The following is a 22,436-nucleotide window of genomic DNA, read 5'->3' on the forward strand; positions in this document are numbered from 1 at the left end:
TATGGGGTTCACCGTTCAATATAACTTAATCCACCAGCGTGGCGCTTTTGTGGATCGAAGGAGGGAGCACCAATCCCCATTTAAGCAACTGAGAGCGACTAAATATAAATTGTCCTCGCCCGCCGATCGTTGGACGCACACGGGATCCACTCTCCTGCAACATATCTAGTGCGATATCACCCGCTAATTGCCCTTCTTGATAACCAAATACAACGTAACCGCCTACGTTTTTATCCTTCCCTACAGAAAAGTCCCAAAAGCCAAATGACGGAACAGGAGTATGCTGAGAGGTCCATTTAATCACATCATCTTCTGACACATGAAGGCCGTTCGCGTCGACTAAGGTATGATAAAGCCCAACAAATACGGCGTCATAACCCTCTATTTTTGTCTTTAATACCCGTTCTTTCCATGACTCAAACTCCCGTACGCTTTTAACATCTATTTGCACGTTCGCTCGTTGCACTGAGGTTTTGCCCTTAAACACATCTTGTATCAGCACATCGCTTGTTCTGCTTTGATCAAGCAGCAATAGCACATGGCTAACAGGCATAAACTTCTTAAGCATAATCATAGAACGCATTAATAATGGCCGTTCTAACACTCCAGAAAAGTTCTTTGCATCAGCAATTTTATAGCTACGAGGGTTGTCATTTACTCCAAGGTAAACCACTGGAGTATCGGTTGTTAGAAGCTTATCAGACATATACTTGACGGCATTGTCATCCGCCAGTATCACTAATTGAGGAGAGATGTTGTTATACAGTGCCCAAGCTTTATCAGCTTGATTCTGGTATTGAGATTCCGCTAGCCGTTTTGTATCCATTTGAAAAAAGACCAACTCATGCAAGTCACCCAATTTCTCTTTTAATCCTTTGGTATAGCTTTTAACCCAAGGATGATCGCTATGATAGCTGTCTATAACCAATATAGTGCCAGCTTGCGAGCTTAGCGCAAACAACATCAAAAATACTATCAAGCAGCGATTTATTATCATGCAGATTCTCATACCTACTGCGGACAGAGCAGTTTAGTATTTATACTCTATTGTTGACAAAATGATAACAAAACATGTCAAATACTTTAAAAAAGTAGAATCCCACCTCAGTTAACCACGTTTTTTGCTTTCCCCTGTAAATAACAGTCAATATTATCAGCGACCATGGCCGTGATTCGCTTTCTTGCGTCCAAAGTCGCCCACGCAATATGGGGCGTTATAATACAGTTTTGACAGGACAGTAACGGGTTATCCTCCATAGGCGGTTCTTGCTGTAGAGTATCCAATGCGGCTCCTGCAATAACGCCTTGGTTCAATGCATTCGCCAATGCACTTTCAACCACCAGTTGACCTCTCGCGGTATTGATAAATAAAGCACTACTCTTCATTTTTTTAAACATCTGCTCATCGAACATATTCTCTGTTTCAGGGAAGACCGGACAATGTACTGAAACAATATCGGAGTCCGCTAACAGACGATCAAGATCGACCTGCTCAGCACCATCTATTGATAACGACTTGGGCGTGCGATTATAAGTCAGCACATTCATTTTAAACACGGATGCAATCTCTGCCACTCGTTGCCCTATTCTGCCAAAACCAACTATGCCAATCGTTTTACCCGCCAACTCCATTTGTGGAAATGGCGTGTATGTCCACTCTTGTTTGCGAGTCCAGCCAAGCTGCTCCCTGACATCTTGACTGGTCAGCTCCACTTTCCTTATTAGGTTAAAGATCAGAGCGAACACCATCTCAGCCACTGTGTCGGTACCATAGGCAGGGACGTTAACGACATTAATGTTCTTTTCTCTGGCATAACGGTAATCCACCACGTTATAACCCGTCGCTAACACACCTATGTATTCCAGATCGGGACAGGCGTCGATGACAGCTTTGCTAATCGCCACTTTATTGGTTAATAAAATATGTGCCGATTGGGCTCTCGTAATAACTTGCTCAACATCTTGTTCTGTATTGCTGTAACAAGTAAAGTCCCCTAACTTTTCAAGCGCCCCCCATGGATTGTCTCCTGGGTTTAACGTTTCTCCATCTAGACACACGATTTTCTTCTTGGCCATGACTGTCATCCTATCTATTTTCCCTTAGCTGGAACTCTGGTTACGTTAACGTCTACGCTACCACGCTTACTATTCTCTGAACACCTTAAAGTACTATCGCACCACGGTGAGGTTTCAGGTAGAATCTATATCCATATTCTCTCAACTGTTCATGACTCAAATGAAAATTGTCGCCGTTACTGCTTGTCCTACCGGAATTGCCCACACCTACATGGCTGCTGATGTATTACGTAAAGAAGCCGCTAAAAGAAACATCCAGATTAAAGTAGAAACACAGGGGGCGATGGGAATAGAAAATCAACTGCAAGCCGCTGATATTGCTCATGCCGATATTGTGCTTATCGTCTCCGATATTGAAATTGAACACAGAGCACGCTTCACCGGAAGTAAAATCCATTGTGTCACCATAGAGGAAGTTCTAACGGATGCCGCGACCGTTATCGCTCGATGTCAGCAGTTGTAGCTGCCAAACACAATGAGAATTGAACGTAGGATAACCTTTATCATCGGCACTGAAGGCTTCGCGTCATGGAAATTAAATAGATTAAATACATTATCTGGTTACTTTCGCTCCGTGGTGATATTGAAAAACATTTCTACAGGTAAAAGCTGCAATGTTAACCACACACTGCAAGTTCTTAGCCTTGGCAGCAAAAATAATCATTTATGCCAACTATGGATAGAAGGCTCTGACGCCGAATTAGCTTGTATGATACTGACTGATTTTATTGCCGATGAATTTGAAATCGTCAATACCTCTCATCGACGAGCAACCCAGCATAGCTATTCGGTCATTGATAACCACGCCACTTTCCAACTGGATTTTCCACTCAGCTATCACTACGCCGAGATGGCACAAGGCCCTGCTCCCGCCAAACACGCCGTACTGTCTAAAATAAGCTCTATGCTTGATCAAACTAACGCTCAGTTGATTTTTGAGGCGATGTTAACAAGAGAGGGAATCTCCTCTACATGCGTTGGCCAAGGGATAGCATTGCCGCATATCATGACTGCGCATGCTAAGCAGGCCTCCGTTGCGGTCATTCACTCCAAAACAGACATAGATTGGCACTCCGCTAGAGGTGATGTGAATATAGTTATCGCCATGATGCTGCCAGATCCGGCACCAATGCCATTAATAAAAGCGTTCACGCAGCTATCTAGAGCTTTGGTAGACGACCAATTTTGCAACTTAGTCGCGACCACCGTAGAGCCTGAAGCGTTAAAAGCGTTTCTGCTGCATAAAATGGCCTTTAGTTAACCTTCTCATAGTTAATCCTCTCAAGTCGTCACTGCTACTCTCTTGCTCTATACTCACTTGGCGTCAGCCCCGTTTTATTTTTAAACACTCTAAAAAAGTAGTTCACATCCTGAAAGCCACAGCGCATAGCCACTTCGTTTAGCCTAAAGCTATACCGCTTTAACATGAATTTCGCTCTATCAATCCTTACCCAAGTAATATAGTCCGCCAGCGTCATATGACCTTTTTGTCTGAATAAACGGGATAAATGGTTAGGTGAAATATTAAAACGAGCAGCGATGCTTGAGCGTGTAATTGTGCGATGAAAGTTCTCCTGAATGTGGATACAGATGCCTTGGTATAAAGATTCACTACGTATTGATCCGGTATGTTCTGGATCCGTCAACATAGAATTGCTGTAACTCATCAAGGCAGCCAATAGATGTTCATCCATCGGGCTTTTCTGAGATTCTCTTCCCAGTGCATTAAGTGCTTGTAATATATGGTCCACCGCGTGACCAGTTCTGGTTTGAATACTGTGTTTTTTTATGTCCGAAAAGCTAGCACTCTCTTTCTGTTTACTCACTAGGCTAAAACCCAATTGTCTACGACCAAACAACAGACTTAACACGGAACATTCCGTTTCCCAGTTTGGTTTATTCCAACAGTTAGGCGGAATATACAGCGCATCTCCAGCCAGTATGCTGACGTCAATAATTCCATTCTCAGCGTCTTCTATTTGATTAAGGTACTCCCCCGACACGACCAACTCTAACCTTGGGAAGTTAACTTGGTAGCTAAACTGCGGCGGAGTAACATTGTCTCCCGCAAACCAAATACGATTAAACTGAGCACGTTCAGACAACAGTGTTTCCAATAGATTTTGAAATAATAGGCTCATTTGCTCTCTCTAGGTGCTAACAGCCACGCCAACAGCGTCTGATTGAAAAGAATCCAATAACAAACGTGATACAGCGCACAGTAAATCTCACATTTATTAAGCTACTTATATCCAGAAAAGTATAAATTTCATTAATTTCCTGATGTGTACAATAAATAAGCAAACTAAAATATTCATAATAACTTATTGTTTAATATAAATTTAAAGTAAGTTTCATCATAGTTTATTATCTCAACGATAATAAGATTAAGATCACACTCCAAATTAATGGTTACAATTATCCAGTAAATGCCTCTCTAATGCACTATTCTAATCTCCTTAGCTGAACGAAAATATCTACAGTGACATCAACAGGGATAAAACAATGATTACTGAACTTATTAATAAAGATCTGATTCAGCTCAACCTTACAGCCACCACAAAAGAAGACGTTTTTGAGGAGCTAATAGAGGTTCTATACCAACAACAGCGAATCAGCGATAAAACCCAATTTTTAAAAGACATTCAATCGCGAGAAGAGCTAGGCAATACTGGTTTTGAAGAAGGCGTAGCACTTCCCCATGCCAAAAGCTCTGCGGTAATAAAACCCGCTGTAGTCATCGGTATAAGTAAAACCGGTGTTGATTACGGTGCTGAAGATGGCAAGCCATCTCGTCTGTTCTTTATGATTGCCTCACCAGAAGGTGGGTCAGACCATCACATTGAAGTGCTGGCGGAACTCTCATCAAAATTAATTGAAGAGGGCTTCATTGAGCAATTCCTTAACGCCACATCTGAAGATGACGCACTGGAACTGCTACTAAAAAAAGTTGAACCACAACATGCCGCAGTCGCAGCTGATCAAGGCTTTATTATTGGCGTAACGGGTTGCCCAACCGGTGTTGCACACACCTATTTAGCCGCGGAAGCATTAGAAAAAGGCGCAGCTCAACTTGGTTACAAAATTAAAGTGGAGACTAACGGCTCCATCGGTGTGAAAAACTCTCCTAGCCAAGAAGAGATCGATCAAGCTGATGCGATTATTGTCGCCAGTGACAAACAAGTTGATATGAATCGTTTTGCCGGCAAAAAGCTCATTGAAACCGGAGTTAAAGCACCAATTAAAGACGCTGAAGGGCTGATTAAAGAAGCATTGGACGCTCCTGTGTTTAAAGGCGATGGCAAAGCCAGCAACGCAAATTCAAACAAACCCTCTAATGCCCGAAACGACCTTTATCGCTATCTGATGAATGGTGTATCACATATGATCCCATTTGTTGTAACAGGGGGTCTATTAATCGCTCTCGCACTTGCTATTGGTGGCGAACCTACTGAAGCGGGTATGGCTATTCCAGCAGGTAGTCTGTGGAACAAAGTGCTCGATGTTGGTGTTGTTGCCTTTACACTAATGATACCTATTTTAGCGGGTTACATCGCTTACGCTATTGCCGATAGACCAGGATTAGCACCCGGCTTAATTGGTGGCTGGATAGCGAACAACGGCTCTTTTTATGGTGCTGAAGCAGGTACTGGATTTATCGGTGCCATTATTGCTGGTCTTCTAGTGGGTTACTTTGTTCGATGGTTAACAAGCATCAACTACCATAAGTTCATTCAGCCTCTTGTACCAATAATGATTGCGCCTATAGCCGGTTCATTATTTATCTCTACTCTATTTATATTCGTTATTGGTGCGCCAATTGCTAGCCTAATGGACAGCTTAAACGCACTACTGACTAGCATGAGTACGGGTAACGTTGTTCTGCTTGGTATCGTATTAGGTGGTATGGCTGGATTTGATATGGGTGGGCCATTTAACAAAGTGGCTTTCCTATTCTCTGTAGGGATGATTGCTAGCGGTCAAACACAGTTTATGGGTGCAATGGCTTGTGCAATACCAGTAGCACCATTGGGCATGGGCTTAGCGACAGTATTAGGACGTAAACTAGACTTGTTTGAAGCGTCAGAAACAGAGGCAGGTAAAGCCGCTGGTGCGATGGGCTTAGTGGGTATCTCGGAGGGGGCAATTCCATTTGCCGCGCAAGATCCTATGTCTGTCATTCCAGCCAACGTACTTGGCTCTATGGTTGCAGCAGTGATGGCCTTCACCTTTGGTATCACCAACAGTGTTGCTCATGGTGGTCCAGTAGTGGCATTACTTGGTGCGATGAACAAGCCTCTACTCGCATTAGTCTGCATGGCAGCTGGGTCAGTAGTAACCGCATTAGTCTGTATTACGCTGAAAAAAATGCGCCAAGGAAAAACCGCTAGCGCATTAGCTTAATACAGCTATCTTTCAAACCATTAGATACATCAAAAACTGTCCCTTTATTGGGACAGTTTCATAAATACAAATAATGACGAACTCTTAATCCTCAACAAAATTGTATTAAATTTGTATCAAAGCTACATTTTAAAAACTAAATCACGTAAACTATGCGGATTTTCTGTTGTAAGACTTTAAGGGATGTCCATGAACCATCAATACTTTTTTCCAATGAAAAACGTTATCCAAGATTACGCTTGGGGAAGTAAAACGTCGATAAACACGCTTTTTGATATCGACAATCCAGAAAACAAACCGCAAGCTGAAATCTGGATGGGGTCACATGCTAACGGTTGTTCAACCATTGTTGAAAATGGTGAAGCACAACCTCTTTCTGATTTTATTGCTTTAGATAAGTCCGGTATTTTATCCATCGAGACCGATACTCAATTTGGTGAACTTCCTTACTTATTTAAAGTGTTAGCGGCAGAAAAAGCCCTTTCCATTCAGGTTCATCCTAGCAAAGAGCAAGCAGAAGAAGGCTACCAAAGAGAACAACAGCAAGGTATTGCCAAGGACGCAGCCAATCGCAATTACAAAGATCCTAACCACAAACCAGAACTGGTTTACGCCTTAACCAACTACGTTGCCATGAATGGATTCCGCGAGTTTAGCGATATCGTCCAGCAATTTAGTCAGCTAGCGATTGATGGTATTGCTCCACTGGTTGAGGCTTTTGCCCAGTCAAATGATGAGCAAGGGCTACGTTCATTCTTTCGTGACATTCTCTCGCTAGAAGGGGATGTAAAAACAGAAGCAATTAATGATTTGCTCAGTTTTGCTAGTCAAAACCAGTCAAACAAGTTATTTGCCTTAATTCTCGATCTTGCTGAACAGTACCCAGGCGATATTGGGTTATTTTGCCCTCTAATGCTCAATGTACTCACCCTAAAACCGGGACAAGCGATGTATTTAGACGCGTGTACACCTCATGCCTACATTAAAGGAACAGGGTTAGAGATTATGGCAAACTCGGATAATGTATTGCGCTCAGGACTGACACCCAAATATATGGATGTAGATGAACTGGTTAAATGCACCGTATTCAAGACCAAACCGGCCGAACAACTGCTTAATCACCCTATTGAACAAGATGGTGGTCAGTTCTACTCCGTTCCCGTGGATGATTTTAAGTTCGCTATTTTCGAGAACATAGATGAGCACACGTTAACAACGCAGAGTGCTGAGATTTTAATGCCATTAGATTCCGACCTGCTCCTTAGTCATCACAATGGCGAAACATTAACGCTGACCAAAGGCCAATCTGCCTTTATTCCTGCGTACACAGGAAAGTACCAGATCAGCGCTAAAGGTCGTGTCGCGAGAGCGTATAATTAACGACAAAACAAAGGCTGTAATATTTCTGTTACGGCCTTTAACCCAAAACTAACCGCAGCTCAGGCCATATCAGAATTGAGGATCTGCGCCAGTTGAATGCTTCTTTTTGCTCTAAACTGCGGTTCATAACAGCAATTAAAACCAAATAACAAAATCTCTATTCGTTACTATTTTGTCGACACATAAGGCTTACTGCCAATGTTTGCGCTAAGTACATAGATGAACTCAGCGATCGAAATCCCATAACTTCCCCTTCCTGCACTTCGAAACAGACATCGATCATGCTGCCTTGAGCACTCATTTGGTTGTCAGTTATTGCTACTACAGGAACGTTTCCTTGATGTGCAAGCTCAATAATACTGGTCGTCTCTTCCGCATACGGACTAAAAGTTACGGTAATTAAAACGTCATCAGATGTAATTCTACGCGTCATGGGTTTAAGCATCCCACCAGTATCATCAAGCAGAACAACATCGTTATCAGATTTAAGCAAAGCGTACCAAAGGTAATAAGCCACAGGGTAAGCACGACGCAAACCGTGAAGATATATAGTCCCAGCGTTATTCATCAGTTCAACAGCACGTTCAATTTTTTGAGGAGATATTGAGACTTGGAGCTGCTCTATGGCTTCAACATTTACATGACCATAATCCTGAAAGATTGCCTGAGTTGAATTTACAGGCAGATCATCATGTTTTTGTGCCTGTCGAACTCGCTCTCTATAATCCCTTGGTCTATTTAGGTATTGATCACGAAACAGGACCTGCATTTGACTAAAGCCACTAAAGCCCATCGCATTTGCGAATCGGCTAAGTGTTGACAAGGGTACATTGGCTTTTTCTGCAATCGATGCCATTGTTTCAACCGCAACAAACATTGGCTGAGCCATCAAAAAATCAGCAACTTGCTGAAGTCGTCCACTCAGCGACGAATAACGTTTTACAATATGGTCACGTAATGTATCCAGATCACTGTGTGGAGAATGAGAAGTCATTGTTTTTATCCGTTGTAAAAAGTTGTTGAATCAATGTTGAGTAAATAATTAAAGCCCAAGCGATGGCTCGGGCCGTTATTTTACGATAATAATTCAAAATTACGAATTGCTTCTTCTCTTACATGAGGCATTGCTCGACGCATAAAGTAGATTCTATCGAACTTAGATGGTTCATTGTTCATATGGTCGCGTAAATTATGCCCAAGTGCCTGACGCAGACAGGTACCAATGTTAAATTTCGCTACTTTGCTTTGTTTAAGCTTTAACATATCTTCATTGTTAATTCCGCTAGTACCATGAATAACCAACGGTTTATTGACTTTAGCGGCTATTTTATCAAGCAAACCAAAATCAATTTTACAGGTAGGTGTTGTTAAGCGATGAACATTTCCAACAGAAATTGCAATACAATCAAGATCCGCTTGCAGAGAAAACTGCTCTGCCTGATCTGGGTCAGTATAAATTGACCTTATATGATCTCTACCTTCTTGATATGGAACCGAACCTATCTCACCTTCAATAGAAGCCCCGCATGCATGAGCAACCTCCGCAACCTTTCTACTACGGCTGATGTTTTCTTGCATAGAAAGCTGCGAACCATCAAACATAACAGAACTAAAACCGGATTTTAACGCACGATAAATAACGCTTTCTTCATAGGTGTGATCGAGATGCAGCACTACAGGAACAGAACTTCCAGTCGCGAGTTGTCTAAACATAGCAGCAGCGGTATCAACACCATAAAACTCAATAACATCTTTATTGCAAGCTAATATTACGGACTTTTGTTTCTCTTCTGCCGCATCAACAACCGCTCTGGCATCTTCATAACCAAAAACATTAAAACAAGGCACGGCATAATCGGATATGCTGGCCTGAGGCAAAACTTCATTTAATGTTACTAACATTCGAAGCCCCCCTTTACTTAAACTTAGCAATCATATCTTTAATACCCGGAATAGTATTAACTTGATATTCATGGTGCGGATCAAAATGCTGAATCAATGATTTAGATGTTTCACCTACAATGATGGTGAAGTAATACATCTCATACCCCGGAGCAGCAACGCTAGGGTGGTAACCTTTATCAATAGCAATGACGCTACCCGTTCTAACATGGTATACCGGGCCGAAATCATCTTCATGTTCGTAAAGAAACTGAGCTCCAAATCCTTGATCAGGATTGAAACGAAACTGGTACACTTCCTGATAATTAGTTTCCATTGGTGGACGTTCTTCATCATGCTTATGGGGAGGAAAACCAGACCAACCTCCAGCCCCAACGGTAAACAACTCACTAACGAGTAAGCGTCCTCGTTTGTCGGCATTTGATTGTCCAAGAACGTGCTTTATCTTCCGATGCGTTTTAGTTTCATCAGATCCATATTGAACCATATCAACGCTTTCCTGCGTAACTGAGAATGGTTCAAGCACCTCATCATAAACACCACCCGCAATCATAATATCAGCACTATTACTTTCGCAGGTAATCACAGCTTTCATTCCTACAGGTACATACACAGACTCTGGATGACCTTGCCAGACACTGCTTCTCTTGCCTATGTTAACAAAGACTTTATCCGCAACTTTTATGCTGCATGTGCCCCCCGCCAATACAATGGCAGATTCGTACCCAGAGATACAATGGGTGAAGCTCTCCCCTTGTTTTAATTTAACTTGGTTGAAGTAACATAAAGGTGTTAGTTCATCATTGATACCGATAATTGGTTCGTTCCTATTATCAAATGGCGCTATATGCTTTCCCATATCCATCTCCACTTCCAATCAATCATCAGAAGGTTACTGTCTAATAAATGTCTCTAATTAATTCCTAGCGCACAGTCCAAATCACCTGTATTAAAAGCTAAAAACTTGAATTTATTTCTATAAATTACCGATCTTCCTGTAAGCGACATCTCTACTCTCTGTCATGAATGAACTTAAATAGCTCAGACTGAGATGGCATGGCTTCGGTACAACTGGTTCCACTTACATTAATAGCCGCAGCGGCAGTTCCATATTTCACACCATCTTCTAGGCTTCCACTGTTAACCAAATTCCATATAAGTGCGCCAGCAAAGGAGTCACCTGAACCAAAAGGTTTTTTTGCTTCAACAGGAAATATGCCTTGCTGAAACTTATACCCGTCCTTGCAATATACCTTGCTGCCAAGCTCTCCCGCTTTTATCACTACCACCTGAGTATTCGCGGTTAAAAAACGCTCCGCTGTATTATCGTCGTCCGCATTATCTGGTGCAGAAACTGTTTCCATCATGTCAAACTCTTCACGATTACCAATGACAATATCGGACAGTTCAGCTGCGATACCATAATAAATAGATGCATCCACATCGGTACGCCAAGAGTACGGACGATAGTCCACATCTAATACAATTACAGTGTCACTGTTTCTTGCATACTGCATCGCCAATAGGGTTGCCTCACGACTAGGGCTTTGCGATAAAGCAGTCCCCGTTATCACCAATATTTTTGCACTGGCAATATAACTTTGATCTATTTGTTCTGGTTTAAGGGTGAGATCAGAAGCGTTGTTTCGATAAATCAGCACGCCACAATCAGACGGCTTCATTTCTGTAAATGCGACAGATGTACATGAACCAGATGCGTCTTTCATCATGCCGGAAAGGTCAATATCTAGGCTTCGCATATAAGAACAGACATAGTCACCAAACATGTCATCAGCAACGCAGCCAATAAAACCGACTTTAGAACCTAGTTTGCTTATCGAAGCCGCTATATTTGCGGCTGAACCACCGACAAATTTGTTAAAGCCCGTGATGTCTGCTACATCGGTGTTTAGCTCGCGGGCGTAGAGATCAACACCCGCGCGGCCTAAAACGATAGCATCAAGAGCGCGTTCTTCCTGAAGTACTATTTTAGTCATTAAATTTTACCCACTTTGCATCATCATCAGCAGACTCAACACATTTTTCACAAAGGCGTACACCTTCTATTCCTGCGTCGACATCTGGAAACCATGTTTTTGTAATCGTTTCTTGATCATCGTTATCTGCAGCTTTCATAACGATCGCGTATCGGTGATATAAGTTTGCCCATGACTCGAAAAACCCTTCCGCATGGCCACCACCGATTCTGTTCGCAGCAATACCCTCAACTTCGTTGTACAGATAACTCATACCTCTATCTAATAATCGTGGGGGCTCACCCTGAATTTCGTAGCTAAGTTGATTTGGATGTTCATCCCACCACTCAACACTTGCTTTCGAACCAACAATACGAATTTTTTGTTGATGCACACCACCCGCGTTAACGGCACTTGCCCAAAGGGTGCCTACGGCACCATTTTCAAACTCCATCATTACATGAGCGTTGTCTTCTAAAGGAGAACGAGATTTGATAAAGCTTTGGCGCATACAAGCTAACCGATCAACTTTTAGTCCTGTCATCATTTCACACAGATAATAGGCATGAGTTCCAATGTCACCTAGTACATAAGTTGGACCAGAGACTTCTGGACTAACTCGCCATTTCAATCCCGGATCATTTTTTTCGTATTCTTCATTATGGAATCCATGGGCAAATTGCATGTTAATAACGCGAATTTCACCTAAATCTCCACGTTTGATCATTTCACGAGCCTGATGAACCATTGGAAATCCGCTATAACCATACATAACCCCAATAATACGATTATTTTTCTGCGCGATTTCTTTTAGCTCTTCTGCTTGCGCAGAAGTAAACGTTATCGGCTTTTCGCAAACAACGTGTAGCCCAGCATTAAGCGCGGCTTTGCATATTTCATAATGAGTGCTGTTTGGTGTAGCTACAGAGACAACCTGTATACCATCCTCTCGCTTCGATTCTGCTTCGAACATCGTTTTGTAGTCGGAATAGCAGCGATCTTCTTCAATACCCAAATTAATACCAAAATCACGGCAACGTTGAGCATCGAGGTCAAATGCACCTGCAACTAGCTGAAATAAGCCATCCCTTTGAGCACCACTACGATGTGCATAACCAATTTGGCTACCACGACCACCGCCGACCATTGCCCAGCGATAAGCGTGATCAAATTTGCGTTCTTCATTAAACATGTTGTGCCTCCTAGAGTAGTGATGGCTTATCTACTCCATCACTACCAAATTTAATTAATTTCATAGATGTATACGTGTTAACTAAATACCACGACGCTGATGGTTTTTACCTTCAAGCCAATCAGACACTTTCTGCTCAGTGTGCTTGTTTTCTGCTACCTCTGGTAAGCCTACTTCCCACCAGCAATCACATTTCGACCATGCAGCCGGAGAAACTGGGTCAATATCAAGTACGATGACATACGTTTTATCTGACGCTTTTGCTCTGGCAAATGCCGCTTCAAAATCACCAACAGAGAACAACTTTTCGCTGATGGCACCTTGTGCTTCAGCATGTTTTGCAAAATCGACTCTAGGTAAGTCGGAATCTGGACGACGACAGTCTTGCAACAAGTTATTAAACGACTCATTACCAGTATTGTTTTGCAGTTTGTTGATCACAGCAAAGCCACCGTTATCACAAACAACGACAATCATTTTGTGTCCGCTTAAGACGGAGGAGTAAATATCTGAGTTCTGGATTAAATACGAACCATCGCCAACTAAAACAACTACATCATTTTCCGGATTAGCGATTTTTGCTCCCCAGCCTCCGGCAATTTCATAGCCCATGCAGGAAAATCCGAAATCGATATCAAACTTACCTATCTGATAGTTTTGCCAGTTCATAGATAACTCAGCAGGAAGTCCACCTGCTGCAGTAAGCACGGTATCCCCCTCTTCCATTAAGCCATTTATTTTGCCGATAACCTCAGCGTACGAAGAGGTTCCTTCGATTAACTCTCCAGGTTGTGGATGGCTGCGCTTTTGCACAACCGTTTTCCATTGGTTAGCAAGCCTAAGCGCAGTATCAGCCCAACTCTGTTCGCTACTCCAGTCATTCAATAATTTAGAGAGTTTACTCATCGTCACTTTCGCGTCACCTAGCACAGGAATAGAGAGGTGTTTAATAGCGTCAAATTTAGCGACATTAATACTGATTAAAGAGAGTTCTGGATTACGAAATACTGACCAAGAGCCAGTTGTAAAATCTTGCAATCGTGTACCGATGGCCAATACAACATCAGCATGATTGGCGAGATAATTTGCAGAGTCGGAGCCCGTAACGCCAATCGGTCCTGCGTTAAGCGGATTAACCTGAAGCATAGTGGCTCTACCAGCAATGGTTTCTACCACTGGAATATTATGCTTTTTAGCAAACTCTGCTAGCTCATCGGTAGCGAGTGAGTAATGAACACCACCACCAGATACTATCAAAGGCTGCTTTGCCTTCATCAACGCCTGTTTTGCCTGCTGCAACATTTCCATTTCAGGTTCAGGACGTCGTATACGGTGTATTTTTTCTGCAAAAAACCGTTCGGGATAGTCGTAAGCGACACCTTGAATATCCTGCGGAAGACCGATGAAAACAGGCCCGCAAGTCGCAGGATCTAACATGGTATCTAAGGCATGAGGTAACGTATGCATAAGCTGAGAAGGAGAGATGACTCGGTCCCAATACCGAGTCACAGGTTTAAAACAATCGTTACAGGTAATCGATGGATCATGAAAGTTCTCTGCTTGCTGTAAAACAGGATCAGGCAAGCGGCTAACGTAAGCGTCCCCAGAAATTAAAAGCAGAGGTAAGCGATTAGTATGAGCAATACCCGCAGCCGTTACCATATTTGTAGCACCTGGGCCTATTGAACTGGTCGCGATACCGATTCTTTGTCGCTTATTCGCCTTCGCATAGGCGACAGCGGCTGTCGCCATAGACTGTTCATTTTGTCCACGCCAAGTGGGGATCTGCTGCTCGATATTTTTAAGCTGTTGGCCAAAACAGGTCACATTTCCATGACCAAAAATAGCAAATGCACAACCAAATAATTGTTCTTCTTTACCATTTATATTAATTTTCTGAGCCGCTAGATATTTAGCCAGCGCTTGTGCAACAGTAAGTCGGATCGTATTCATCTTTTCTCCATATATAAAATGGCGCCCACACCTATAGTCAATGCGCCGTCATCTGACGCAAAGACAACCTAATAGGCAGTGGTTACTATGATGTCTATTTTACAAGTCATACTTTTTGGCATAACCAGAGATGTTCTCATACGCGAGTTTCGCATAGGTAAGTGGATTTGCTTTAGCCGGATCTTGCTCTGCTTCCACCAATAACCAACCTTCATAATCACGCTCTTTAAGTGCTGAGAAAACATCATCATAATCTACGTCACCATCACCTGGGACGGTAAATACGCCATCTAAAACTGCATTTAAAAATGACTTGTCCTGATCACGAGCGGCGTTCATAACGTCAAGACGCAAATCCTTAAAGTGCATATGACCAATACGGTGTCCCCAACGCTTAATCATTGTTACTGGGTCACCACCAGCAAACGTTACATGCCCAGTGTCTAGAGTCAGAAAAACCGAAGGACCAGTAAGTTCCATGAGTATATTAATATCATCTTCTGTTTCACAGATAGTACCAACGTGATGATGAAAAGAGAGTTTGATACCATGCTCGTTGAGGAGGTAATCGGAGACTGTCGTTAATCTGTTTGCATAAGTTTTCCACTCATCCATTGTCAAGATAACTCTTTGAGACAGAGGTGTATTAATGTCGCCATGAACAGTATTGCTCACCTCTCCAAACACCATAGCTTTACAACCCGCTGCATTTAATAATCTTATGTGCCCTTGCAGCGCTTCAATCTCTTGCTCAGCCGTTAACTTCATTAAATTGCCGCTATACCAACCAGACGCCAATACCAAGTCGTGTTGTTTTAGCAATGGCACTAATACTTCTGGTTCACGAGGGTACTTGGTACCTAGCTCAGTACCGGTAAAACCCGCTTCTGACATTTCAGTCAAACACCTCTCTAGTGGAATTTCACCACCCAATTCTGGCATATCATCATTTGTCCAAGTCAAAGGGCTAATTCCAAATTTCACCTTACTCATGCTTGTTCTCCAAAATAGTAAATGTAGGGGGTACGTTATCAATCGGTCTTTACGTACGGAGACAATAATTGATAAACAACTAAAGTTAAGACCTTTACGTGAATGTTAACATTTATGAGCGAGCATACTCTTTTTTTCAATGAAATGAAAAATATTTTTCACCAGGAGAAAAGAGAACAATTAAAATGAATAATATATTTCAGGCCTTGAAATACAAGGCTTAACAGCTGACAAGGATTAAATCAAACCCAATAACTAACCCTTTAAAAACAAAATCTTATAAATTTCACTCTAAATAAGCTCAAAGGTTATTTTTTTGACCAACTTAACATTTTATTATGCTAACGATGAAAGTAACTTATTCGTCCCACTCGATTAATGATTAGAGACTCGAGAGGTCGTGAAAATTATTTTTCAACAACATATTCATCATTTTCAGGTATAGATCAACAGACCATCACCAAGGAGTTTTAGACCAGAAAGGAATAGAAAGAAATAGCACAATTGGTAGATTTGATTTTGATTAACCCGAGACAGCAACCATACCCCAAGCTTTACACCAATAGGTGCAATAGGCATCAGAACCAATGCTGTAGTTAGGTTAACCGAGCTAAATTCCCCCAGTAAGGTATAAGGGATGAGCTTGAAGATATTAACAATGCCAAACAGTACCGCCATTGTACCTATCAATGTAACTTTACTAAGTCGTTGAGGCAGTAAATAAATACTAATAGGCCCTCCGCCCGCATGTATTGCTGTGCTGGAAAAACCACCCAATAGACTCCAAAAATAACCGCTATATTTGGATGGTTTACTAACCTCTACCGAGAAAAACCAATATTGCAAACAAAATAGTAAACAGAGTATTCCTAGTAAAATCTTAAGTCTGTACTCAGATATATTTTTTAAAAAAACACCGGCAATAGCAATTCCAATTAAAGCGGCAGGTAACATAGTTTTAAGCAATCGATAATCACAGTTTACGGCGTGATGTTTTATCGCAAATAGGTCCATCACACATAAAATAGGTAACATCACCGCCGCGGCTATACTTGGAGAGGTTGTCATTGCCATCAAGGGAACCGCAATAACACCTACCCCACCACCTAAACCCCCATTGCCAATACCATATATGAGCAACGCTGGGATCGCAGTTACATAAAACCAAGGATCGGTAATCACACTCAGTTAGCCAAAGCCTTTCAACTTTAAAAACTGACGACTGCGCATAATATCCCGCAGCGTAGTGTCAGAGTTGCGCGGATCACGCTCTTGCTCTATGGTGATCCAACCTTGATAATCAATATCAAGTAGAGCTTGCTGAACTTTGTCATAATCAACTGCGCCTTCACCAATAGGACACATAATGCCTTGAGAACACGCTTGCCAAAACCCTACTTGATTATTAATTACCTGAGTTAACACTTGCTGATTTATATCTTTAAAATGCACATATTCGAGACGTTTCGCGTAATGCATAAGGCTCTGCTCAGGATTCATTCCCGCATAATACAAATGACCAGTATCTAAGCAGAGTCCGATGTCTTCATGACTAAGTTGAGCGAGGGCTTTATCCAATTCATCTTTATACTCTATATATCCTCCAGCATGCGGATGCAACACGGGTCGAACCTCATATTTTTCAGCAATAGTGCAGATCTGTTTAATCGTATCCATCATAACATTCCAGCACTCTTCATTTAGGCGAGGAGCTTGTTCTGATCGTCCCGCATAGTGACTGCGAATCTCATTGACACAGTCAATCACAACCAACTTATCTGCTTTTATCGCCTTAAGTAGGCGACATAAGGTTTCCGTCTTCTGTAAGATAACCGCTTGTTTTTCGGTAACGGATAAAGGTTCAAAAATAGTACCAGCACAAACTGTAAGCGCTCTGCCATACAACTCTGTTTCGATCATATCTGCATCTAACGGCAGATAACCGTAAGGACCAAGTTCTAACCCGTTATAACCAGCTTCTTTTGTTTCATCTAATACGGTTTTCCAAATCGGATTATGAGGGTTATCAGGAGATTCAACACCCCAACAACATGGGGCACAAGCAATTGAATAAGACATAGTTCATTCCTTAGTTGCTAACGCGTGAGGTCCTCAACAGGCTATTACACGCTTCGATTAGTGACATCAGCTTATCTGTTTGATTTTTGTTGTCCCAGACCAACACACAAGTTCCAACCAAAGGCTCTTGCTCGTCAGTCAAACGCTCTGTTTCCTCAGCAATCATGAACCGATTAATTCTATACAAGCCAGTTCAATTTCAAAGCTCACACCGTTATCGAATCAATTATAATTGAGCTCTTCCTTATAAGATCGCTTGCAACAAACAACTGCTTCACTTTTGATTTATTCCAAAACAAAACCTTACCTTATCGGTTCTCTACACGATTATTGGTCTTTCTTACTTTACATGTAAATAACTTGAAGATCACCAACCGAATGAAAAATATTTATCGCACACTCACCATTCTGGAAATCAGTAAAACAAATATTTCATTATAAGAATTGTTACTAACTACAAAATTTAAGACAAATACGACAACAAACAAAGTTCTTATAAAACAATACGTTAAGGCTTTAATGTTTTTGAAATGTTAATTCTAATGAGATCAAGATAACATTTCCGAACATAAATCACTCAACGCTATGGTCAGAAATACAACAAAGGAATAGTATTAAAAGCAGTCAAAATAAAAAATATTTTTCACATCAATGAAAGATACATAACCCTAGCTAGAATCTGATTCTTTTAGCAAAAATTTGTTTAGTTCGGTACTAAACAAGCAAATGACTATAAAAACAAGGAGGCAAAAAATGCCATCAATAACAATTGGATTAGCACATTTTTACAAAGCAATCTCGACAATGGCAGAGCGAACGAAAAAAGGAATTCGTCTATTCGTTACAACAATCAGCTTATTAGGGCTTGTTGCTTGTGGTGGCGAGAAAGCAGAAGATAACGTCACCACAATCGGTGTAGCAATTCCAAACTTTGATGACACATTCTTAGTAAGCTTGAAGTCAGCAATGGAGAGATATACTCAGGAAAAGTATCCTGGAAAAGTCGAGTTGATCATTGTTGATGCGAAAGAAGATACCGCAAAACAATTGGGACAAATCCAGAATTTCATCGTTCAGCAAATGGACGCCATCATTTTAGTTCCCGTAAATACTGAAGCAACTCAGCCTATGACTGATGCCATTCAAAAAGCAGGCATTGAGCTGGTCTATTTGAACCGTCGCCCTTCTTATCTACCTGATGGAGTTTCTTATGTAGGATCTGATGAAATTAAGTTTGGTGAAGCTCAGGCCCGATATGTCGACGAACATAGTCAAGGCGGTAACATTGGTATTCTGATGGGCATGATGACAACAGAAGCTGCGGTACTACGAACTCAAGGTAATGAAGACTACTTTAAAGGCAACCCTAACTATAACGTTATTCGTAAACAAACTGCTTTGTGGCAACGTTCTCAAGGCATGATTGTTATGGAAAACTGGATAAGCTCTGGAGACAAATTAGACGTTATTCTTGCCAATAATGATGATATGGCACTAGGCGCAATTCAAGCATTAAAGGCCGCAGGCAAGCTAGATAAGACAATGGTTATTGGTGTCGATGCTACACCAGATGGAGTCATGGCGGTGAAAAATGGAACACTTGACGCAACGGTATTTCAAGATGGCGCGGGTCAGGCTCGTGGCTCAATTGACGCGGCAATGGATGCAATCAATAAGAAACCACACGAGAAAATCACTTGGATCCCAGCAGAATTAGTAACGAAAGACAACTTAGAAGAATTCATGGCTAAAAAAGGCTAACAAGGATTGTTGATAAAGCTACTTTCTCAAATATAGAACACATAGAGAGTAGCTTATCTGGAGACGTTTTATGAGTGAAGTGGTTTTAGAAATGCGGGGGGTGACCAAAACCTTTCCTGGTGTTAAAGCTTTAGATAATGTCCAGCTGACACTTAAGAAAGGGAGAGTCATGGCCTTGATGGGAGAAAATGGAGCCGGCAAGTCGACGTTAATGAAAGTACTATTTGGTATTTATCAACGAGATTGCGGCACAATTTCATACAACGGAGAAAAAATAGAATTTGATGGTGCAAAAGAATCGTTAGATGCTGGAATATCCATGATTCATCAGGAGTTATCTCCAGTACTACACCGCAGTATTGCAGAAAACATATGGTTAGGTCGTGAACCAACGTCTGGTCCTCTCAGATTAATTGACCATCAAAAAATGTACGATGATACAAAGTTACTATTAGAAAAGCTGGATCTCGATCTTGACCCTCGCCTTCATATGAGTGAGATAACTGTTGCCACCATGCAAATGGTTGAAATAGCAAAAGCTATTTCGTTCAACTCACAAATTATCATTATGGACGAACCTACCTCAGCACTAACCGATAAAGAAGTTGAGCACTTATTTGACATCATTTCCATGCTAAAAAAGAAAGGTGTGGCTGTTGTTTACATTAGTCATAAGATGGAGGAGATCTTTAAAATTTGTGACGATATCACTGTTTTTCGAGATGGCGCTTTTATCGGAGAAAGAGCAGCCAGAGAAACCAATCATGAAGAGTTAGTGAACATGATGGTTGGCCGAGATTTAGGTGACGTCTTTCCTCCGCCAACATCAAAACCTGGAAAAACACGTCTTGAAGTTAAAAATCTATGCACAAAGGGTTGTTTCGAGAATATAAACTTTACCTTACGTGAGGGTGAGATTCTTGGCATCGCTGGACTAGTTGGTGCAGGCAGAACTGAACTGGTTGAAACATTATTTGGCGTTAAGCAAAAAGACTCTGGTGAGATCTGGCTTAATGGTAATCAAGTAGAGATTAAAACACCACATGACGCCATAAACTATAAAATGGCTTTCCTTACCGAAGACCGACGTCAATCGGGTCTATATCTAATGCTAGATATATTCGCCAATACCTCTATTGCGCATTTAGACGCATACAAAAGTAAAGTCACTAATCTTCTAGATATGCGACAAATGAGAAGCGATAGCGGAGAGCAATGCAAGTCGCTAAAGGTGAAAACGCCAAGTTTAAATGAAACCATTGACAACCTCAGTGGTGGCAATCAACAGAAAGTGTTATTGGCTCGATGGATGTTAACCAAACCAGACATTCTGTTTCTCGATGAACCAACACGTGGGATTGACGTAGGCGCAAAATCTGAAATATACAAACTAATGCGACTGCTCACCGGACTCGGTAAAAGCTTGGTCATGATCTCATCAGAACTGCCTGAAGTCATTGGTATGAGTGACAACATTATTGTTATGCACGAAGGCAAAATGAAAGGTTCGCTTACCGGAACCGAAGCCACCCAAGAGAAAATTATGTCTATGGCGCTTCAATAAGAAGCGATATAGGACTATCCGAACAAGGAATTAATGTCATGATAGCCAAAATTATTCAGGCAACGTCTGGTGATAAGTCACCAAAAAATATTAAGCATTTCATCTCGAAATACGCCATTTACTTTGTATTCATAGCAATGTGCGTTGTAATGAGTATTTTATCTCCTGTTTTTCTTTCTGTAGCGAACCTTTTAAATGTAATGACCCAAATGGCGAGTATTGGTCTGCTTGCACTTGGTGTGACTATCATCATTATTACTCGAGGTATCGATTTATCCTCCGGCTCAGTACTCGCGCTTGCTGCGGTTGTCTCTGCCAGTATGGCTCAATCCGTTGATTGGGCGATGCGTATGTATCCAACGATGCCAGAGCTACCGATCATAATACCTATATTAATTGCATTAGCGGTAGGTGCTCTATGTGGACTCATCAATGGCTGGTTAATTGCTTACACAGGAATCCCTCCCTTTATCGCCACATTAGGTATGATGATCGTCGCTCGGGGAGCTGCGCTATTATACTCAGACGGCCGTCCTGTAAGTACTCTAGTAGAGTCTTACCAGTGGATAGGTCAAGGCTCAGTAATGGGTATCCCTGTACCTGTGATCATTTTCATTATAATGGCCTTTATTTCTTATATCTTGCTTAACTACACTCGGTTTGGCAAATACGCTTATGCCATTGGTGGAAATGAAAATGCAGCATACGTATCTGGGATAAATGTAAAAAAATACAAAATTCTCGTTTATACCTATGCTGGTATGCTTGCTGGTATCGCAGCACTTATTCTTGCTGCTCGAATCAACTCTGGTCAACCTGGACTTGGGGTAATGTATGAGTTAGATGCCATTGCCTCAGCGACGGTCGGTGGTGTGAGTCATGCGGGTGGAATCGGTACTATACAAGGTACCATCGTTGGAACCATGATTATGGGGGTTCTGCAAAATGGGCTAGATTTACTAAACGTCTCTGCATATTGGCAACAAGTAGTGAAAGGATTAGTCATTGTTGGTGCGGTTATATTTGATATGAAGAGACAAAAGAAAAGCAAGTAACTGATTTTATTTAAATTAACATGAATAAATCCATTACAGCAAAAGCCACAGTGATTACTGTGGCTTTTGCTGTATTGAACAAGTGTAATTGTATATGCAAT

At 41.6% G+C, this 22,436-nt stretch carries 19 protein-coding genes; 7 read left to right on the top strand and 12 right to left on the bottom strand.

The window, feature by feature from the left end; genetic code table 11:
• Positions 1-25 precede the first annotated feature (25 nt).
• Together CHJ_RS22285 and CHJ_RS22290 are read right to left on the bottom strand one after the other, a co-directional pair.
• Complete coding sequence (locus CHJ_RS22285; RefSeq protein ID WP_317919082.1) at positions 26-997, bottom strand: ABC transporter substrate-binding protein; 972 nt, start codon at positions 995-997, stop codon at positions 26-28.
• Between the two features lie 107 nt (positions 998-1,104).
• On the bottom strand, positions 1,105-2,076 hold the full coding sequence (locus CHJ_RS22290; protein WP_317919083.1) for a D-2-hydroxyacid dehydrogenase: 972 nt from the start codon (positions 2,074-2,076) through the stop codon (positions 1,105-1,107).
• Positions 2,077-2,236: 160 nt separating this feature from the next.
• Between CHJ_RS22290 and CHJ_RS22295 the strand changes: the two genes are divergently transcribed.
• Positions 2,237-2,539 (top strand): PTS fructose transporter subunit IIB, encoded by a 303-nt coding sequence (locus CHJ_RS22295; protein ID WP_171754074.1) that lies wholly within the window; start codon positions 2,237-2,239, stop codon positions 2,537-2,539.
• Between the two features lie 12 nt (positions 2,540-2,551).
• Positions 2,552-3,337: a PTS sugar transporter subunit IIA gene (locus CHJ_RS22300; protein WP_317919084.1), complete on the top strand. Its 786-nt coding sequence runs from the start codon at positions 2,552-2,554 to the stop codon at positions 3,335-3,337.
• A 34-nt stretch (positions 3,338-3,371) separates the two neighbouring features.
• Here CHJ_RS22300 and CHJ_RS22305 read toward each other — a convergent pair whose 3' ends face one another.
• On the bottom strand, positions 3,372-4,217 hold the full coding sequence (locus CHJ_RS22305) for a helix-turn-helix transcriptional regulator (protein ID WP_171754076.1): 846 nt from the start codon (positions 4,215-4,217) through the stop codon (positions 3,372-3,374).
• 364 nt (positions 4,218-4,581) lie between these two features.
• Here CHJ_RS22305 and CHJ_RS22310 point away from each other — a divergent pair, with 364 nt between their 5' ends.
• Both CHJ_RS22310 and manA read left to right on the top strand, forming a co-directional pair.
• Positions 4,582-6,480, top strand: a complete 1,899-nt coding sequence (locus CHJ_RS22310) for a fructose-specific PTS transporter subunit EIIC (protein ID WP_171754077.1) — start codon at positions 4,582-4,584, stop codon at positions 6,478-6,480.
• A 183-nt stretch (positions 6,481-6,663) separates the two neighbouring features.
• Positions 6,664-7,860 (top strand): mannose-6-phosphate isomerase, class I, encoded by a 1,197-nt coding sequence (gene manA / locus CHJ_RS22315; protein ID WP_317919085.1) that lies wholly within the window; start codon positions 6,664-6,666, stop codon positions 7,858-7,860.
• A 157-nt stretch (positions 7,861-8,017) separates the two neighbouring features.
• Here the strand turns inward: manA and CHJ_RS22320 are convergent, their stop codons facing one another.
• The 9 genes from CHJ_RS22320 to CHJ_RS22360 all read right to left on the bottom strand — a co-directional run bounded on the left by CHJ_RS22320 (position 8,018) and on the right by CHJ_RS22360 (position 17,955).
• Positions 8,018-8,854 (bottom strand): MurR/RpiR family transcriptional regulator, encoded by an 837-nt coding sequence (locus tag CHJ_RS22320; protein ID WP_171754079.1) that lies wholly within the window; start codon positions 8,852-8,854, stop codon positions 8,018-8,020.
• 80 nt (positions 8,855-8,934) lie between these two features.
• Positions 8,935-9,762: a class II fructose-bisphosphate aldolase gene (locus tag CHJ_RS22325; RefSeq protein ID WP_317919086.1), complete on the bottom strand. Its 828-nt coding sequence runs from the start codon at positions 9,760-9,762 to the stop codon at positions 8,935-8,937.
• Between the two features lie 13 nt (positions 9,763-9,775).
• The gene (locus tag CHJ_RS22330; protein ID WP_317919087.1) at positions 9,776-10,621 is read right to left on the bottom strand and encodes a 5-deoxy-glucuronate isomerase; all 846 of its coding nucleotides are present in this window, start codon (positions 10,619-10,621) and stop codon (positions 9,776-9,778) included.
• A gap of 151 nt (positions 10,622-10,772) precedes the next feature.
• Positions 10,773-11,759, bottom strand: coding sequence for a 5-dehydro-2-deoxygluconokinase (gene iolC, locus CHJ_RS22335; protein WP_317919088.1), 987 nt, complete (start codon positions 11,757-11,759; stop codon positions 10,773-10,775).
• Positions 11,752-12,930 carry a Gfo/Idh/MocA family protein gene (locus CHJ_RS22340; RefSeq protein ID WP_317919089.1) on the bottom strand — a complete coding sequence of 393 codons (1,179 nt, stop codon included), beginning with the start codon at positions 12,928-12,930 and terminating at the stop codon, positions 11,752-11,754. Before CHJ_RS22340 ends, iolC begins: the two co-directional genes overlap by 8 nt.
• 81 nt (positions 12,931-13,011) lie before the next feature.
• Positions 13,012-14,883 (bottom strand): 3D-(3,5/4)-trihydroxycyclohexane-1,2-dione acylhydrolase (decyclizing), encoded by a 1,872-nt coding sequence (gene iolD / locus CHJ_RS22345; protein ID WP_317919090.1) that lies wholly within the window; start codon positions 14,881-14,883, stop codon positions 13,012-13,014.
• A 99-nt stretch (positions 14,884-14,982) separates the two neighbouring features.
• Positions 14,983-15,876 (bottom strand): myo-inosose-2 dehydratase, encoded by an 894-nt coding sequence (iolE, locus tag CHJ_RS22350; protein ID WP_317919091.1) that lies wholly within the window; start codon positions 15,874-15,876, stop codon positions 14,983-14,985.
• A gap of 435 nt (positions 15,877-16,311) precedes the next feature.
• Positions 16,312-17,058 (bottom strand): sulfite exporter TauE/SafE family protein, encoded by a 747-nt coding sequence (locus tag CHJ_RS22355; RefSeq protein WP_317919092.1) that lies wholly within the window; start codon positions 17,056-17,058, stop codon positions 16,312-16,314.
• 6 nt (positions 17,059-17,064) lie between these two features.
• Positions 17,065-17,955 (bottom strand): sugar phosphate isomerase/epimerase family protein, encoded by an 891-nt coding sequence (locus tag CHJ_RS22360; RefSeq protein ID WP_317919093.1) that lies wholly within the window; start codon positions 17,953-17,955, stop codon positions 17,065-17,067.
• 753 nt (positions 17,956-18,708) lie between these two features.
• On the opposite strand from CHJ_RS22360, the gene CHJ_RS22365 reads away from it, so the two are divergent.
• The 3 genes from CHJ_RS22365 to CHJ_RS22375 all read left to right on the top strand — a co-directional run bounded on the left by CHJ_RS22365 (position 18,709) and on the right by CHJ_RS22375 (position 22,335).
• Complete coding sequence (locus tag CHJ_RS22365) at positions 18,709-19,716, top strand: sugar ABC transporter substrate-binding protein (protein WP_171754088.1); 1,008 nt, start codon at positions 18,709-18,711, stop codon at positions 19,714-19,716.
• Between the two features lie 70 nt (positions 19,717-19,786).
• Entirely contained in the window at positions 19,787-21,280 is a 1,494-nt protein-coding gene (locus CHJ_RS22370; RefSeq protein WP_171754089.1) for a sugar ABC transporter ATP-binding protein, read from the top strand.
• A 38-nt stretch (positions 21,281-21,318) separates the two neighbouring features.
• Positions 21,319-22,335 (top strand): ABC transporter permease, encoded by a 1,017-nt coding sequence (locus tag CHJ_RS22375; RefSeq protein WP_171754090.1) that lies wholly within the window; start codon positions 21,319-21,321, stop codon positions 22,333-22,335.
• Positions 22,336-22,436 lie beyond the last annotated feature (101 nt).

The sequence above is a fragment of the Vibrio sp. MACH09 genome, assembly GCF_033238805.1.
Lineage (GTDB): Bacteria > Pseudomonadota > Gammaproteobacteria > Enterobacterales > Vibrionaceae > Vibrio.